Here is a 14168-nt window from a genome sequence, read left to right as displayed (position 1 = left end):
CTGCCTGTTATTCCTCCGACAACAGAGCGGAATAATTACCCAGATCAATCGTCATGCCTGTGCGCGCTGTTGTCGCGCCTTCTGGCAACGGCAACTTTTGCCGCACATCCACATAATGCGACATATGCGTAAAAATCGTTTGAATCGGGGACACTTCTTCGATCAAAACGGCAGCTTCATGCATATCATACACCGAGCGTGTCGCATATTCAGCTTGCTCGTGGACAAAACTAGTGCCGAGCACAAGCAGGTCAAGTCGCTCTAACGGACGCTTTTGTTCCTCAGTCATACCGATCGCATCTGGGCAATACACCCAGTTAAAATCCTGCTTTTCCAATCGGTAGGCGTAAGCATACCCATTTTGCCCATGATTCACTTTCCAAGGTGTCAGCCGCCAGCCGCTCAGCAGCATCCCTTCATCATTTGCGGTCAGCTCCAGATGGCGATCAATCCACGGAAACTGGCGCATGATCAGATCAAGCACTTCCTGCGGCGCAAATACACGTCCACGCTTTTCTTGCCAGCGACAAGCATCCGCCCATTCCGGCAAACCGCCAATATGATCAAAATGGGCATGTGTAATCACAATATCTGTAATATCTGCACGACGATTGATCATTTCCATTTGCAATCGCCAGTCAGGACCGCAATCCATCAGGAAATCGCCACCATTTCCTTCGATGAGTACCGAAGAACGCAATCTGCGATTGCTACCTCCGCTTCGTGCCTCCTCGCATACTTCACAATCGCAATATACGCGGGGAACCCCCATCGCATCTCCGGTACCCAAAAAAGTTAATCGGTCCACTATGCGTCCGTTCATTCCGTTTTCTCTCCTTGCGCCTAGTTGATATCGTCTTTGCTCGTCAAGATTACAGTATCCGTACTGGCAAGCTTATATCCGTAAGTATACCGCTTCGCTTCGATTGTGTGGTACAGGTAGACACGCTAATCGATCCTACCGGATGATAAAGCTCATTGATCCGTGTCAACACATCGCTTCATTACCGGATTACCGTGCCTGCCAACAAAAAATCGCTCTGCCGGTCTGCGCTAGCCAGTCAAGTGGCATCAGGCGACCTGTTCAGCCGTCATAGCGAATGTAAAAGTCAGGCTGTTCAGATTGATTCATAGTTATTTGTATCCATACGATTATACATTACATTATACCATTTTAGCGAAATTTGCGATATGTGATCATGTAAACTTCCATCCGTGTATCGATATGCCTATACAATCGATGCATAACATATCATAAACAAGGGAAAAGCGCGTTTGACGGCTTTTCCCTTGTTGATTGCCATATATCGTTATCATCGGACAAACTACCTCATATGTTGATCCATTCCAACGCGGTTTCAATCTGATCGCGGTTTTACCGCACATCCATTGTTCCCGGCATATTCGTATGCAAGATCGCTAGCACGCACGGACTAGATAATGACCGTCCGCTTGAACTCTAAATTCCTGCCAACACCTGATACCAAATCCCGCGCTTGGAATACAATGTACTGCGCACCTTGCTCCAACCGCCCAAATAGTTAATATCAAACAATCCCGGCGGTGTTGGAAACTCTTTTTCATGCTCTTTAAAGACCGTTTTGTCCACCGGACGGAACCCATTTTGCGCGAAAATCTCCTGTGCTTCCGGGCTGTACAAATACTGCAAAAACGCCTCTGCCACTTTACGTGTACCATGTTTGTCGGCATACGCATCCACTACAGCCGCCGGATTTTCGATCAAAATCGTATCGTTCGGTACGACCAGATCATAAGCAGCACCTTTGGCGATCCGTGCCAGCAGTTCATTTTCATACGTGACGATCACATCACCAACACCGTATTCAAACGCCGCCATCGAAGCGCGTCCGCTTTTGTCGAGTGATTCGATATTTTTATGCACTGCCTCTAGAAATGCTTTTGCCGCAGCAGGGTCTTTTTTGCCCTCTGCTCGCTCCGATGCTTTCAATCCTGCGCCATAGATCGCATTAATGTCCCATTGTGCGCCGCCTGATGTTTTGGGATTAGGATACAGTACTTTTACACCCGGACGGGTCAAATCTTGAAAGCTGTGAATACCGAGCGGATTACCTTTACGTGTGCCTAGCACGACGATCGAGCGTGTGATCATTCCGTTATCCGGTGCATCCTTTTTCCAATTTTTATTAACTAGACCGGCTTTGACGAGTTTATCAACATCACCTTCCAGCGACAAAATCGCCACATCCGCTTCAAAGCCACCGGCAATCGCTCGCGCTTGTGTGCCTGACGCTTCATACGATTCCTGAAAATTAACCGTCTGCCCGGTCTTCTGCTTCCAATACGCTTGAAATTTCGGCAAAATCTCGCCTATTGCATCCTTTGCCACACTGTACGCACCGATAACGAGCGTGACGTCTGCGCTATTCGTCGGTGTTGCCGATGCGGACGATTCGTTGCCCTTTTGCCCACAGCCGGACAGCAGCATCGTAAACAGCAGCAAAATTGCCAGTCCACCAACGCCGTATCGTTTCCACCGTGTATTATTGCCTATTGTGCTCACGCCGGATTCCTCCTCTTTTCATCAGGCGACTTAAATAAACATCGATACATTATCCGCCTTCAATGCATTTTCAGCGATCCAGCTTTCATCATCGTTAAACAAATACGCACGGTGTACAAGCACATGCACTTCCTGTCCAATCTCCAGCGTTTCCTTTTCCAGCGAACGATAGGTGATCAGGCGGCTTGTGCCCACCTCCACCTCGACCATCCACTGACTGCCACGAAAATGCAAATGACGTACGATCCCTTTTTCCGTCGCCGACAGCAGCCGAAATTCGCTAGCATGTCCGATTTCGATATATTCGGGACGGATGAGCGCACGCGCTGCATGCGAACTATTTTCAAACCCTTTCAGCCGATTAACCTCGTCGATTATCGTCGATTCCCCGATAAATGAAGCGACAAACGGTGTTGATGGCTGTTTGTAAATGTCCCACGGTGTGCCTTTTTGCTCGACTCGTCCGCCATTAATGATCATAATCTCGTCCGCCACTTCAATCGCTTCATCCTGATCATGGGTAACAAAAATCGATGTGATGCCGACACGTTCGATCAGCTCACGCAGCCATGTGCGCAGCTCCTGCCGAATCTTCGCATCGATCGCAGCAAACGGCTCATCAAGCAGCAGCAATTGCGGTTGCGGTGCCAGCGCTCTTGCAAACGCAACCCGTTGCCGCTGCCCACCGGACAGCTGATGCGGATACCGATGCTCAAAACCAGACAATCCGGTCAGCTCGACCAATTGTTGTACACGCTCGCGAATCGCCTGCTTTTTCAGCTTTTTCACTTTTAGCCCAAACGCGATATTTTCAAATACGGTCATATGTTTGAACAGCGCGTAGTTTTGGAATACAAAACCGATCTCCCGCTCCTGGGGTGGCAAATTGTTGACCCGCTCACCGTGAAACACGATATCACCGCTATCCGGCGCTTCCAGCCCTGCCAGCATGCGCAAAATCGACGTTTTGCCGCCACCGCTTGGGCCGAGTAGTCCGATCAAATGCCCTTTTTCGATCGAAAAGCTTACATCTTTTACCGCGTGAAATTGACCAAAATGCTTGTCTAGATTGCGAACTTCGATATGCATATCAGTGCACTTCCTTTCGTTTCTTCGCACGCTCCATTAGCAATAACAGAGCGATCGAGAATACAGCCAGCACGAGCGCAACGCCGTTAGCTGCGGTCACATTGAAGTTCTCCATATCTTGATAAACGAGTGTAGTTGCCGTTTGCGTTTTGTTAATAATATTGCCGGACACGACGAGCACCGCACCAAACTCACCGAGCGAGCGCGCCACCGTCAAAATCGTGCCATAAATGACCGCCCACCGAATCGACGGCCAGGTCACTTGCCAAAACGTCCGCCAGCTATATGCGCCAAGTGTAGATGCCGCCTGCTCCTGGTCGGTGCCCAGTTCCTGTAGCACAGGCATCACTTCACGTACCATTAACGGAAAAGTGACAAACAGCGTCGCAATGACCATCCCCGGAAACGCATAAACGACCTGAAAGCCAATCCGCTCAAAAAAAGCACCCACAATTGCATCCGGTCCGAGCAGCAGTACGATCATCAACCCGCCGATAACGGGTGATACCGCATACGGCAGATCGACGATGCTATTAAACAATTGACGTAAACGGCGACTAAGCCAGTGAGCACGTACGAGATAAATGCCCATCATAATACCAAACAGTCCATTTAGCAATGTGACGACAATTACGATCAAACCGGTCATTTTCAGCGCATGTAGCGCTTCCGGTCGTGCCAATGCTTTGACAAAACCGCCCGTCCCTTCGCTAAATGCTCCGGTTGCCAGTACGATAAGCGGAATGAGAATCAGAATGCTGAATACAAGCCAGGTGAGCGTAATCCATAGTCTTTTCATTTGTCCGCTCTCCTTGTTTGTACGAGATTAATAAGCCAGAGAATCAGGAATGATAATGTCAGCAGCAAAATCGATACCGCCGCCGCACCTGCTTCATTATCGCTCTCCACCTCACCAAAAATGTAAACCGATGCCGTCAGCGTCCGCCCCGGAATATTACCAGCTACCAAGACTACCGCACCAAATTCAGCCAATGCGCGTGAAAAGGCAAGCATCGCGCCACTCAAAATGCCTGGCAACATCGCTGGTAAAATAACCCGCCAAAACGTTAACGCCCGCGAAGCACCAAGCGTATATGATGCTTCCTCTGCCGACGTATCGAGTTCTTCCAATAGCGGCTGAATCGCCCGAATAACAAACGGAAACGTCACAAACACCATCGCTACTACAATTGCCGGCTGATGAAACACCAGATCAATGCCAAGCGACGAAGCGAGCCGTCCCACTACACTATGCGGGCCGAGCAGCACGAGAATCATCAATCCGCCTACCGCAGTCGGCAATGCAAATGGCAGATCGACAATGCTGTTTAGCAGCGATTTGCCAGGAAAGTCATAACGTACAAGTACCCATGCGCTCATCGTGCCGATCGCCACATTGATCAGCGTCGCCACCAGTGCAAGCTGCAAAGTGAGCAACACCGCTTTCCAGGCGATTGGATCAGCGATATTTTGCACAAACGCTGTCCAGCCATCTGACAATGAATTTACATACACACCAGCGATCGGCAGTACGATCAGTATTAAAAAATAGAGCAATACAGTTGTCCGAAAGCCCCAGGTCCAGCCTTTGTGTCGAATCCACGTATTATTCACGCCATGACCCCTTTACCGTTGACCATTAATAGTTGTACTTATTCACCGCTCATAACATAAAGACCAAGTTGCTCGCCCTTAATACGTCGATCGAGGCAGCTCATGATAGATTGCATTAATTCAATTGCAGATCGAATTGCGTCGATTGGCTAACATCATGTGGATTACATTAACGATAAATGGATTGCATCAAATCGCCTGTAACGATTACAAGCATTAACTACTGTTATAAGCTAAGTTTGCTCATATGGCGAAGTTTTAACCTTTATTCCCTATTTGTATACTCGGTTTTAAATCTTAGCCATACTTTAGCAAAATCGTCACATTTGCGTCAATATTCCGTCGACTTTTTGCCAAAATGATTAATAGTTTGCTGTTCACGGGATAAATTTATCTTTTTCAAGGTGAAAATCGCCTGTATGATGCTGAATCCAAGCGATTTTGCCTAACAAACAACTATGCCGTGGAATTATGTTTGGACAAGTTGAAACTGCATTTGTAACAGTCACTGATAAACGACTGTAGTCAATGATCCAGCAAATCGGGTAATATGAGAGCAGAATCAAGCGAAAAAATTACCTTTTTCGTCCCTATGTACACAATCGAATCAAATGTAAGCACCAGACTGACAAAAAGCTCATCAGGAGGGATTATTATGCTGGAAACGATTACAATTTCAACGAAAAAACGCGATGAAATTCGAGATATTACGCGAGACGTCGCCGCGCTCATTAGTCGCAGCGGTGTACAAAGCGGAATCGTCATTGTTTATTGCCCCCATACAACAGCTGGCATCGCTATTAACGAAAATGCCGACCCGGATGTTAAACATGATGTGCTCATGCGTCTGGATGAAGTGTATCCGTGGGAACATCCCAAATATCGGCACATGGAAGGCAATACCGCCTCCCATCTAAAATCGATCACGACCGGGCCTTCGCAAACGGTCATTATTGATCACGGACGGATGGTGCTGGGACGCTGGCAAGGGATTTATTTTTGCGAATTCGATGGCCCACGTACACGCGAATACATCGTGAAAATTATGGAAGGCTAACTGTATACGATTTTGCCGATCGTAAAATAGGCTGTACTATGAAAATAGGCTGTAACATGAAAATATAGCTAGACGATAATATATGAATATGGCAATACTGGCTAGCAGGCTGACCGCGTTAAATAAGTAGTTTGAGATTGCAGAGCAGTGATGTGCTCCTGCTACGAATCCAGTGTATTTTTCATAAGATGGAGTGAATCAGATACTGAATGTAAGCTGGTCAGCCTACTAGGTGGTGTCTTCAAACTGTCCTACGTATTATTTATTGTTCACAAAGGTTAGAAATAAGACCCTGTACAGCTTAATCTGACGCAAATTACCCGTATCGAACAATCTGTAAAATAGTTTGAAGACACGCCCTAGCAGCTTGCCACACGATATAACAAAATGTGACAACAAAAAGCGGCCTCCTGATCGTTATGTTCAGGGGAGCCGCCTTTTATGATGATTACCGTAACCGGTAGGGTTATCATTGCTTTGTTTCCTTTGTCTGCTATAGGGATTCAACGTTTTGACAAGGGAAAGTCTTAAAGCGTGCAGAGGCACAAAGTCCATTCTTTACATCCTTTTTCGGTATGGATTTGATACGGCATAGCTTGACTATACGATATCGATACGATTCCGCGAGCGAGTAGCTGAACAAGGGTAACTTTGCTCCTTGCTGGCTATCGCTTGCGCTCACAATACCCGGCAAAGCGTTTTGACATGTGCAACTGCAGCGGCTTGTATTTCTTCATACGTAACTCGATCTTGAATATAATAAGAGATAAAGCCAAGAATAGATAAAAACAAGCTCAGCGGCACCGTATGCATCGCTTCTAGCGAATGCTCATTCAAGTCCATATTGCCCCTTACGATGGACGCAAACACTTCAAAACAACGCGCTTGCTCAGCACGACAATAGCTCAGCAATTCTTCATCACGAATCATAAACATAATTTCATATTGATGCGCATTGTTCAACCCGAAACGGATAAATTCCAGCAGCAACCGTTCGACTTTACCGGTCTCGCCCTGTTCCGGCATATCTTTCACCTGATTGAGCAATTGACAGAGATGATCAAAATCCTCCATCACAATCGCATAAAACAATTCGGCTTTTTCCTTAAAATGATAATAAAGCGAACCATGACTGTAGCCCAGATGCTGACCAATACTTCGCATCGATATCGCCCGGTATCCTTTTGTCACAAACAGATGCCTGGCAGCTTCCAAAATTCTCTCTCTTGATAACTCCTGCTCAACCGCTCTACGCGCCATAGTGTGATTCCCCTTCAAGCAAGCATTTTGCATGATCCGTCCCGTGCAGTCGGTATCGGTAATGGTAATCAACTTGCCATTATCCGTCTACAATGGCATATCCCAGTTGCCATTCCCCAATCGCACTGCTGTCATGAACAGATACATGACGTCATCGATTGTTTCTTATCCAGTATCCCGCCGGATCATTTACTCTGTAAAATAGCGCTGTTCTCCCCGCGTAATAACGGACTGTCCCTGGGTAAGATCAGTCATCCATGCTTCAAACGCTTCCGCTTCACTTGCTACCGGAAGACAATTCAAAATGACTTTATCTGCAAATTCCGTTTCCCCCATGCGAATGTCACGATTACGCAGCTCATTTTCCAGTTTGCCAAGCCAAGTATAATCAATCTCGACCCGTACTTGTTGATGAAGCACACGGGTGATCGCTTGACCTGCCTCGATTGCCGCTACCGCACCGTCCGTATAAGCACGGATTAGACCGCCCGCTCCCAGCATAATGCCGCCAAAATAACGGGTGACCACAATGACGATATCTTGCAATCCCTGATTTTTGATCACCTCCAAAATAGGCTTGCCCGCCGTCCCGCTTGGTTCTCCGTCATCCGACTGACGCATCAGTTCACCGCGTGAGCCGATCAGATAAGCAGAGCAATTGTGCGTGGCATTCCAATGCTGCTTTTTGATGCGCTCGATAAATTCGAGTGCTTCTTCCTCTGTAGCGACCGGCTTGGAGTGACCGATAAATCGTGATTTTTTGATCACAATTTCCTTTTCACCGGCTTCTTGTATCGTTTTGTAGCGTTCTGGTTTGTCTGTTGTCATGATGTTCCTTTCCTTGTACAAGATCATTCTTGCCGATCGTATGAGGCAGAACAAACAGTAAATAATAGTAGTATATATTCATCCACAAATGCCGATAGTAGACCCGCATTCCGGCGCTCATCGCTTCATCGTTACTAAAGATATCATACAATATATTTAGGTATCAAGAAAGCAGCCCCCCGACACCCCGGTCAGAGAACTGCTTTCCTCATGAAGTTTATCCTATTTTACATCAAAAGTAGCCCGGTCGAAAAGACCTTTACAAAAGCTTCTTCCGCAAATTCCAGCAAATCGTCGTTCGATTATTCGGAAAGACGCGCTTCCAGCTCCGCTTTTTGCTTTTCAAAGCCCGGTTTGCCGAGTAAAGCAAACATATTCTTTTTGTAAGCTTCGACGCCTTCTTGGTCAAATGGGTTTACACCGGATAAATATCCGCTAATGCCACAAGCTTTTTCGAAGAAATATACGAGATAGCCAAACGTATACGGCGTTTGATCTTTAATATTTACGATCAAGTTAGGCACCTGTCCGTCTGTATGTGCCAGCAGTGTACCCTGGAACGCTTTTTTGTTAACGAAATCCAGTGTTTTGCCAGCCAGGAAGTTCAGACCGTCCAAATCTTCCGCGTCTTCTTCGATCGTAATATGGCTTGCCACTTCTTCCACCTGGATGACCGTTTCAAAAATGTTACGGCTACCGTCCTGAATAAATTGACCCATCGAATGCAAATCAGTCGAAAAATCAACCGCTGCTGGATAGATGCCTTTGTAGTCTTTCCCTTCACTTTCGCCATACAGCTGCTTCCACCATTCAGATACGAAGTGTAAGGATGGCTCATAGTTCACGAGAATTTCGATCGCTTTTCCTTTACGATGCAGTGCATTACGTACAGCTGCATACTGGTAGCTTTCGTTTTCAGCTACATTCGGGTTGCTGTATTGTTTGGCTGCCGCTGCTGCGCCATCCATCATGTCCTGAATGTTAATGCCTGCGGTCGCGATCGGTAGCAGACCGACAGGAGTTAGTACGGAATAACGTCCACCTACATCATCAGGGATAATAAAGCTTTCGTAGCCTTCCGCATCCGCCAATGTTTTCAAAGCGCCTTTGGCACGATCAGTTGTTGCATAGATACGTTTTCTCGCTTCTTCTTTACCGTATTTTTTCTCCAACTCAGCGCGGAAAATACGGAATGCAATCGCCGGTTCAGTCGTTGTACCGGATTTGGAAATGACATTGACCGAGAAATCTTTGCCTTCGATCGCTTCCAGCAAATGGTTCACATACGTGGAGCTAATATTGTTACCGGCAAAATAAATTTCCGGCGTTTTGCGTTTGTCTTTTGGCAGTACATTGTAGAACGAATGGCTCAGCATTTCAATCGCTGCCCGTGCGCCTAAGTACGAACCACCGATACCGATCACGATCAATACGTCGGAATCGCTCTGGATTTTAGCTGCCGCTTTTTGAATACGAGCGAACTCGTCTTTGTCATAGCTGTTTGGCAGATCGATCCAGCCGAGGTAGTCAGAACCTGCGCCTGTACCATTGTGCAACTGTTCATGCGCGAGACGAATCGGCTCGGCAAAATAATCCACTTCATGTTGAGCAACAAACGAAAGTGCTTTGCTGTAGTCAAATTTTACTGTGTTAGACATAATCAATACCCTCCCGCGAATACATTCTGTATGCAGCCTAAACTGTATGTAGCCTGAAGCTGCATCGTATCCCTGTACAGCCAGTCAACTCGTTCACGCCGACTGTACGGGGCAAACCCAATGTTAAGTATGACGCGATGCACGCTGCAATGCAAGCAGGTGCCTGCGCGCTTACAGCGATGTATCCCACTTAGTAGTCGTTATCACAATGATCGGCATGATGCTAAATGTATCAGCTGCCGGACGAATTAGGAATAGGAGCAGCAATAATCGGTAACCGTGCTAATTTCCAGCTTAAAGCGTGTATTAGCAGGCACCTCAAATGTCGCTTGACCATCGATATGCAGCCATTGTTCACTATCCGGCAGCAGCACAGACAGCTTGCCTGCCAAAATTTCCATCGTTTCATGACTGTCTGTACCAAATTCATACGAACCCGGCAGCATAATGCCCAGTGTGACTTTGCTACCATCCGGCAACAATACCGTTCTGCTCGTCACCTTGCCGTCATAATATACATTCGCTTGCTTGATTACCGTCACCTGTTCGAATTGGCTCATTGGTCATTCCGCTCCCTGCATTCATAATGGCATTGCCTTCAGGATCACCCAAAGTATAGTACCTAGACCGAAATTAATTTGAGGATTGAATCTGTTTTAAGGTCGTATTAATCAGGATTTCAGCACACAATCACAATCAAAATTAACATTTAACTTGGTCTAGGTAATAGTAGGCGTGTACGCAAACTTGGCGTATTGAGACATTCCCACTGCGCTACGGAATAAGAAGATGGACTCCCGTCTCGCACCGAAATCTACAGAGTAGGAGAGAAGGTAGATTGCCGTGCTCAAAAGAGGTAAGGTCTTTTGCTGCGCAAAACCCTCTGTTCATTACACCTTGTGTTTGGAAACTACAAACACTAAAGTCGCCCTTCCGCCTTCTTCCTTCCCACAGTGAAGTGCTGCTCGCAGCATACGAAGTTTCGTACACGCCCTAGCAAAAAGGCGCAGGACGGCGCTTCGCCACTCCTACGCCTTGTAAGCAATTCATTATACCCAAATGCGGACGATCAAATGTCCGTTACAGACATTTGATCGAATCGATCGCTTGAAGCGATACGACTCCGCAACCGTTTAAGCGATTGTCCGCAAATTAAGACAGCAAGCCTTTTACTTTTTGCACAACATTGTCTACTGTAAAGCCGTATTCAGCGATTACGCGGTCACCAGGAGCGGAAGCGCCGAATGTAGTAATACCGAGGATCGCGCCTTTATCACCAACATAACGTTCCCAGCCGAATGTTTGTGCCATTTCAATCGCCAGACGAGGTTTTACGTCAGGCAGCAGTACGGAATCTTTGTATGCTTGATCTTGTTTTTCGAACAGTTCCCAGCTTGGCATGCTGATGACGCGCACTTCAATGCCTTCAGCCGCAAGTGCTGCTTGCGCTTTGACAGCCAGTTGCACTTCGGAACCTGTTGCGATCAGTTGCGCTACCGGTTGACCCGCTTTTGCATCGGATACAACATAAGCACCTTTTTTGATGTTTTCGCGTACGCCTTCTGTTGTACCTGCCAAAATTGGCAAGTTTTGACGAGTCAGCACGAGCGCGATTGGGCCGCCTTTGTTTTCGATCGCATGTGCCCATGCAGCCGATGTTTCGTTACCATCCGCAGGACGGATTGTAGTCAGACCTGGAATGATACGCAAGGAAGCGAGTTGCTCGATCGGCTCATGCGTAGGGCCATCTTCACCGACAGCGATACTATCGTGAGTCAGCACATACGTTACTGGTAGCCCCATCAGCGCAGCTAGACGTACAGCTGGACGCAGGTAATCGGTAAATACGAAGAATGTACCGCCGAATACTTTGATACCGCCATGCAGAGCGATACCGTTCATTGCACCTGCCATCGCAAATTCGCGAACGCCGAAGTAGATGTTACGTCCAGCGCGTGTTTCCGGTGTGAAGTTGTCAAGACCTTTCAGGTGAGTCATCGTGGAGCTTTCCAAGTCGGCAGAGCCGCCTGCCAGCTGAGGAACACCATTAATCAGACCGTTCAGCGCATTACCAGAAGCGACGCGTGTAGATACCGCTTTGTCTTCTGTACTATAGAACGGCAGTTCTTTATCCCAGCCATCTGCCAGGTTTCCGGAAAATGCGGACTCAAATTGAGCTGCCAGTTCCGGATGTTCTTGTTTGTATTGAGCAAACATATCGTCCCACGCTTTGTTCGCTTCTACGCCGCGTTCTTTCACTTTGGCAAAATGTTCGCGAACTTCTTCCGGTACGTAGAAATCTTCTTCATATGTCCATTTGTAAAATTCTTTGGTCAGTTTTGCTTCTGCGGAACCGAGTGGGCTACCGTGTGTACCGCCATGACCGCCGATACCTTGTTTGTTTGGGCTACCGTAACCGATCACCGTTTTCACTTCGATCAGCGTTGGGCGGGATGTATCAGCTTTAGCTTCCGCCAATGCCGCTTCGATTGCCGGCAGATCGTTACCGTCTTCTACACGCAGCACTTGCCAGCCGTATGCGCTGTAACGAGCTTCCACGTTTTCGGAAAAAGACAGATTCGCTTTACCGTCCAGCGTAATATCGTTCGAATCGTATAGCATGATCAGTTTGCCCAGTTTCATATGACCTGCCATTGAAGCTGCTTCACTTGCTACGCCTTCCATCATATCGCCATCACCACAGATTGCATAAGTGAAATGATCGATTACGTTAGCGTTGCCTTTATTATAAGTAGCTGCCAGATGCGCTTCAGCGATTGCCATCCCTACTGCCATCGCTACACCTTGACCGAGTGGGCCAGTCGTTGCGTCCACACCTACTGTGTGACCGTATTCTGGGTGACCTGGCGTTTTACTGCCCCATTGACGGAATTGTTTGATTTCGTCCATTTCCAGACCGTAGCCGGACAGATGCAGCAAGCTGTACAATAACATGGAACCATGACCTGCGGACAGCACGAAACGATCGCGGTTGACCCAAGTCGGATTTGCCGGATTATGTGTCATCGTTTTAGCGAACAGTTGATAGCCCATTGGAGCGGAACCCATTGGCATACCAGGGTGTCCAGAATTGGCTTTCTCGATTGCATCGATGGAAAGTGTACGAATTGTGGAAATCGACAGATTGTCCACATTAGAGTTTTCGGATTTACTAATGCTTTGTTCTTGCTCTTGTTTCTTGTCAGTCATGTTAATCCTCCTCATTCTTCTTGGTAAAGCGAGGTGCTCGGCTCTTATTTCATCTGAAACAAGATCGTTTATTCCGTTGGAGTAAGTTCCAAATGAAATATGTCCCTTGAGTCTTTCAATTTGACTTATTAACCCTTTGTCCATTGTAACACTTGTTGCGGAAGTTTACCATATCGTTATTTCACTCTTTGTATTTATACCCAATATTGCAGACGCTAAAAGGGAGGATTCCATTTTGAAACGAATGATTGGACAAGGTTTACTCGCTGGATTGGTAAGTGGAATCGTGCTCGGCTTGCTGCTCAAAGCGGTACAATATGCGACAGGTGCACTGGTGTATACGCTATTATTAAATATCGATTTCGTACCACTATTGCCTCAACGATTGCCGGAGACATTTGAATTCGCGCTTCATCTAGTTGTTGCGCTAGCTCTCGGTGTGCTATACCGATTTGGAATCGAATACTGGCGCCATCCGTGGCTCGCCGGCATCGCGATCGGCGCCGCTTCGTCATTGCTGTTTTTTCCGCTGACTATGCTATCAACCCGCGTGCCTGAGATAACGGATATGACCGCTTATATGTACTGGCTAGCAGGGCATCTTGTGTATGGCGCTGTGCTAGGTATGATGGGACGGACGATTATACGCTAATTGCGAGTCTGCGAGTCTGCGAGTCTGCGAGTCTGCGAGTCTGCGAGTCTGCGAGTCTGCGAGTCTGCGAGTCTGCGAGTCTGCGAGTCTGCGAGTCTGCGAGTCTGCGAGTCTGCGAGTCTGCGAGTCTGCGAGTCTGCAAAATTTTAATTTCAGGATAGTGAATTTGCAAACATTTTATGCAACGGCAGCTCTATTTTTAACGCCGAGTCTATATGAACGAACTTACGGCATTATGAAAGTAACATATTAACGTTA

At 47.2% G+C, this 14168-nt stretch carries 12 protein-coding genes; 2 read left to right on the top strand and 10 right to left on the bottom strand.

What is annotated here, in order from left to right; all coding sequences use genetic code 11:
- Window positions 1-7: 7 nt before the first annotated feature.
- The 5 genes from U1I11_RS01130 to cysT form a co-directional block, all read right to left on the bottom strand.
- Window positions 8-823, bottom strand: a complete 816-nt coding sequence (locus tag U1I11_RS01130; protein WP_322903099.1) for an MBL fold metallo-hydrolase — start codon at window positions 821-823, stop codon at window positions 8-10.
- Between the two features lie 636 nt (window positions 824-1459).
- Window positions 1460-2467 (bottom strand): sulfate ABC transporter substrate-binding protein, encoded by a 1008-nt coding sequence (locus U1I11_RS01125; RefSeq protein WP_322904443.1) that lies wholly within the window; start codon window positions 2465-2467, stop codon window positions 1460-1462.
- A gap of 105 nt (window positions 2468-2572) precedes the next feature.
- The gene (locus U1I11_RS01120; protein WP_322903098.1) at window positions 2573-3631 is read right to left on the bottom strand and encodes a sulfate/molybdate ABC transporter ATP-binding protein; all 1059 of its coding nucleotides are present in this window, start codon (window positions 3629-3631) and stop codon (window positions 2573-2575) included.
- A 1-nt stretch (window position 3632) separates the two neighbouring features.
- Window positions 3633-4430 carry a sulfate ABC transporter permease subunit gene (locus U1I11_RS01115; RefSeq protein WP_322903096.1) on the bottom strand — a complete coding sequence of 266 codons (798 nt, stop codon included), beginning with the start codon at window positions 4428-4430 and terminating at the stop codon, window positions 3633-3635.
- A complete protein-coding gene (gene cysT, locus U1I11_RS01110) occupies window positions 4427-5245 on the bottom strand; it encodes a sulfate ABC transporter permease subunit CysT (protein WP_322903094.1) in 819 nt (272 codons plus the stop codon). Before cysT ends, U1I11_RS01115 begins: the two co-directional genes overlap by 4 nt.
- 655 nt (window positions 5246-5900) lie before the next feature.
- Between cysT and U1I11_RS01105 the strand changes: the two genes are divergently transcribed.
- The gene (locus U1I11_RS01105; protein ID WP_322903091.1) at window positions 5901-6302 is read left to right on the top strand and encodes a secondary thiamine-phosphate synthase enzyme YjbQ; all 402 of its coding nucleotides are present in this window, start codon (window positions 5901-5903) and stop codon (window positions 6300-6302) included.
- 678 nt (window positions 6303-6980) lie between these two features.
- Here U1I11_RS01105 and U1I11_RS01100 read toward each other — a convergent pair.
- The 5 genes from U1I11_RS01100 to tkt form a co-directional block, all read right to left on the bottom strand.
- Window positions 6981-7562, bottom strand: coding sequence for a TetR/AcrR family transcriptional regulator (locus tag U1I11_RS01100; protein WP_322903089.1), 582 nt, complete (start codon window positions 7560-7562; stop codon window positions 6981-6983).
- Window positions 7563-7751: 189 nt separating this feature from the next.
- On the bottom strand, window positions 7752-8390 hold the full coding sequence (locus U1I11_RS01095; protein WP_322903087.1) for a YigZ family protein: 639 nt from the start codon (window positions 8388-8390) through the stop codon (window positions 7752-7754).
- Between the two features lie 302 nt (window positions 8391-8692).
- Window positions 8693-10048, bottom strand: a complete 1356-nt coding sequence (locus tag U1I11_RS01090; protein ID WP_322903085.1) for a glucose-6-phosphate isomerase — start codon at window positions 10046-10048, stop codon at window positions 8693-8695.
- A gap of 248 nt (window positions 10049-10296) precedes the next feature.
- Window positions 10297-10608, bottom strand: coding sequence for a pyrimidine/purine nucleoside phosphorylase (gene ppnP, locus U1I11_RS01085; RefSeq protein WP_322903083.1), 312 nt, complete (start codon window positions 10606-10608; stop codon window positions 10297-10299).
- Window positions 10609-11200: 592 nt separating this feature from the next.
- Window positions 11201-13258 (bottom strand): transketolase, encoded by a 2058-nt coding sequence (tkt, locus tag U1I11_RS01080; protein ID WP_322903082.1) that lies wholly within the window; start codon window positions 13256-13258, stop codon window positions 11201-11203.
- A 244-nt stretch (window positions 13259-13502) separates the two neighbouring features.
- Here tkt and U1I11_RS01075 point away from each other — a divergent pair, with 244 nt between their 5' ends.
- On the top strand, window positions 13503-13910 hold the full coding sequence (locus U1I11_RS01075; protein WP_322904441.1) for a hypothetical protein: 408 nt from the start codon (window positions 13503-13505) through the stop codon (window positions 13908-13910).
- The last annotated feature ends 258 nt before the right edge of the window (window positions 13911-14168 follow it).

The organism is Paenibacillus campi (assembly GCF_034659835.1).
In the GTDB taxonomy this organism is placed as follows: Bacteria; Bacillota; Bacilli; order Paenibacillales; family Paenibacillaceae; genus Saccharibacillus; species Saccharibacillus campi.
The sequence above is the reverse complement of the archived record's forward strand: the minus strand, read 5'-3'. Positions and strand labels throughout refer to the sequence as shown.

Excerpts from the sequence above, each read along its gene's own strand:
- U1I11_RS01115 (WP_322903096.1), bottom strand. The coding sequence starts at position 4,430 with ATGAAAAGACTATGGATTACGCTCACCTGGCTTGTATTCAGCATTCTG.
- tkt (WP_322903082.1), bottom strand. The coding sequence starts at position 13,258 with ATGACTGACAAGAAACAAGAGCAAGAACAAAGCATTAGTAAATCCGAA.
- U1I11_RS01105 (WP_322903091.1), top strand. The coding sequence starts at position 5,901 with ATGCTGGAAACGATTACAATTTCAACGAAAAAACGCGATGAAATTCGA.
- U1I11_RS01130 (WP_322903099.1), bottom strand. The coding sequence starts at position 823 with ATGAACGGACGCATAGTGGACCGATTAACTTTTTTGGGTACCGGAGAT.
- U1I11_RS01125 (WP_322904443.1), bottom strand. The coding sequence starts at position 2,467 with ATGCTGCTGTCCGGCTGTGGGCAAAAGGGCAACGAATCGTCCGCATCG.
- U1I11_RS01100 (WP_322903089.1), bottom strand. The coding sequence starts at position 7,562 with ATGGCGCGTAGAGCGGTTGAGCAGGAGTTATCAAGAGAGAGAATTTTG.
- ppnP (WP_322903083.1), bottom strand. The coding sequence starts at position 10,608 with ATGAGCCAATTCGAACAGGTGACGGTAATCAAGCAAGCGAATGTATAT.
- U1I11_RS01095 (WP_322903087.1), bottom strand. The coding sequence starts at position 8,390 with ATGACAACAGACAAACCAGAACGCTACAAAACGATACAAGAAGCCGGT.
- U1I11_RS01120 (WP_322903098.1), bottom strand. The coding sequence starts at position 3,631 with ATGCATATCGAAGTTCGCAATCTAGACAAGCATTTTGGTCAATTTCAC.
- U1I11_RS01090 (WP_322903085.1), bottom strand. The coding sequence starts at position 10,048 with ATGTCTAACACAGTAAAATTTGACTACAGCAAAGCACTTTCGTTTGTT.
- U1I11_RS01075 (WP_322904441.1), top strand. The coding sequence starts at position 13,503 with ATGATTGGACAAGGTTTACTCGCTGGATTGGTAAGTGGAATCGTGCTC.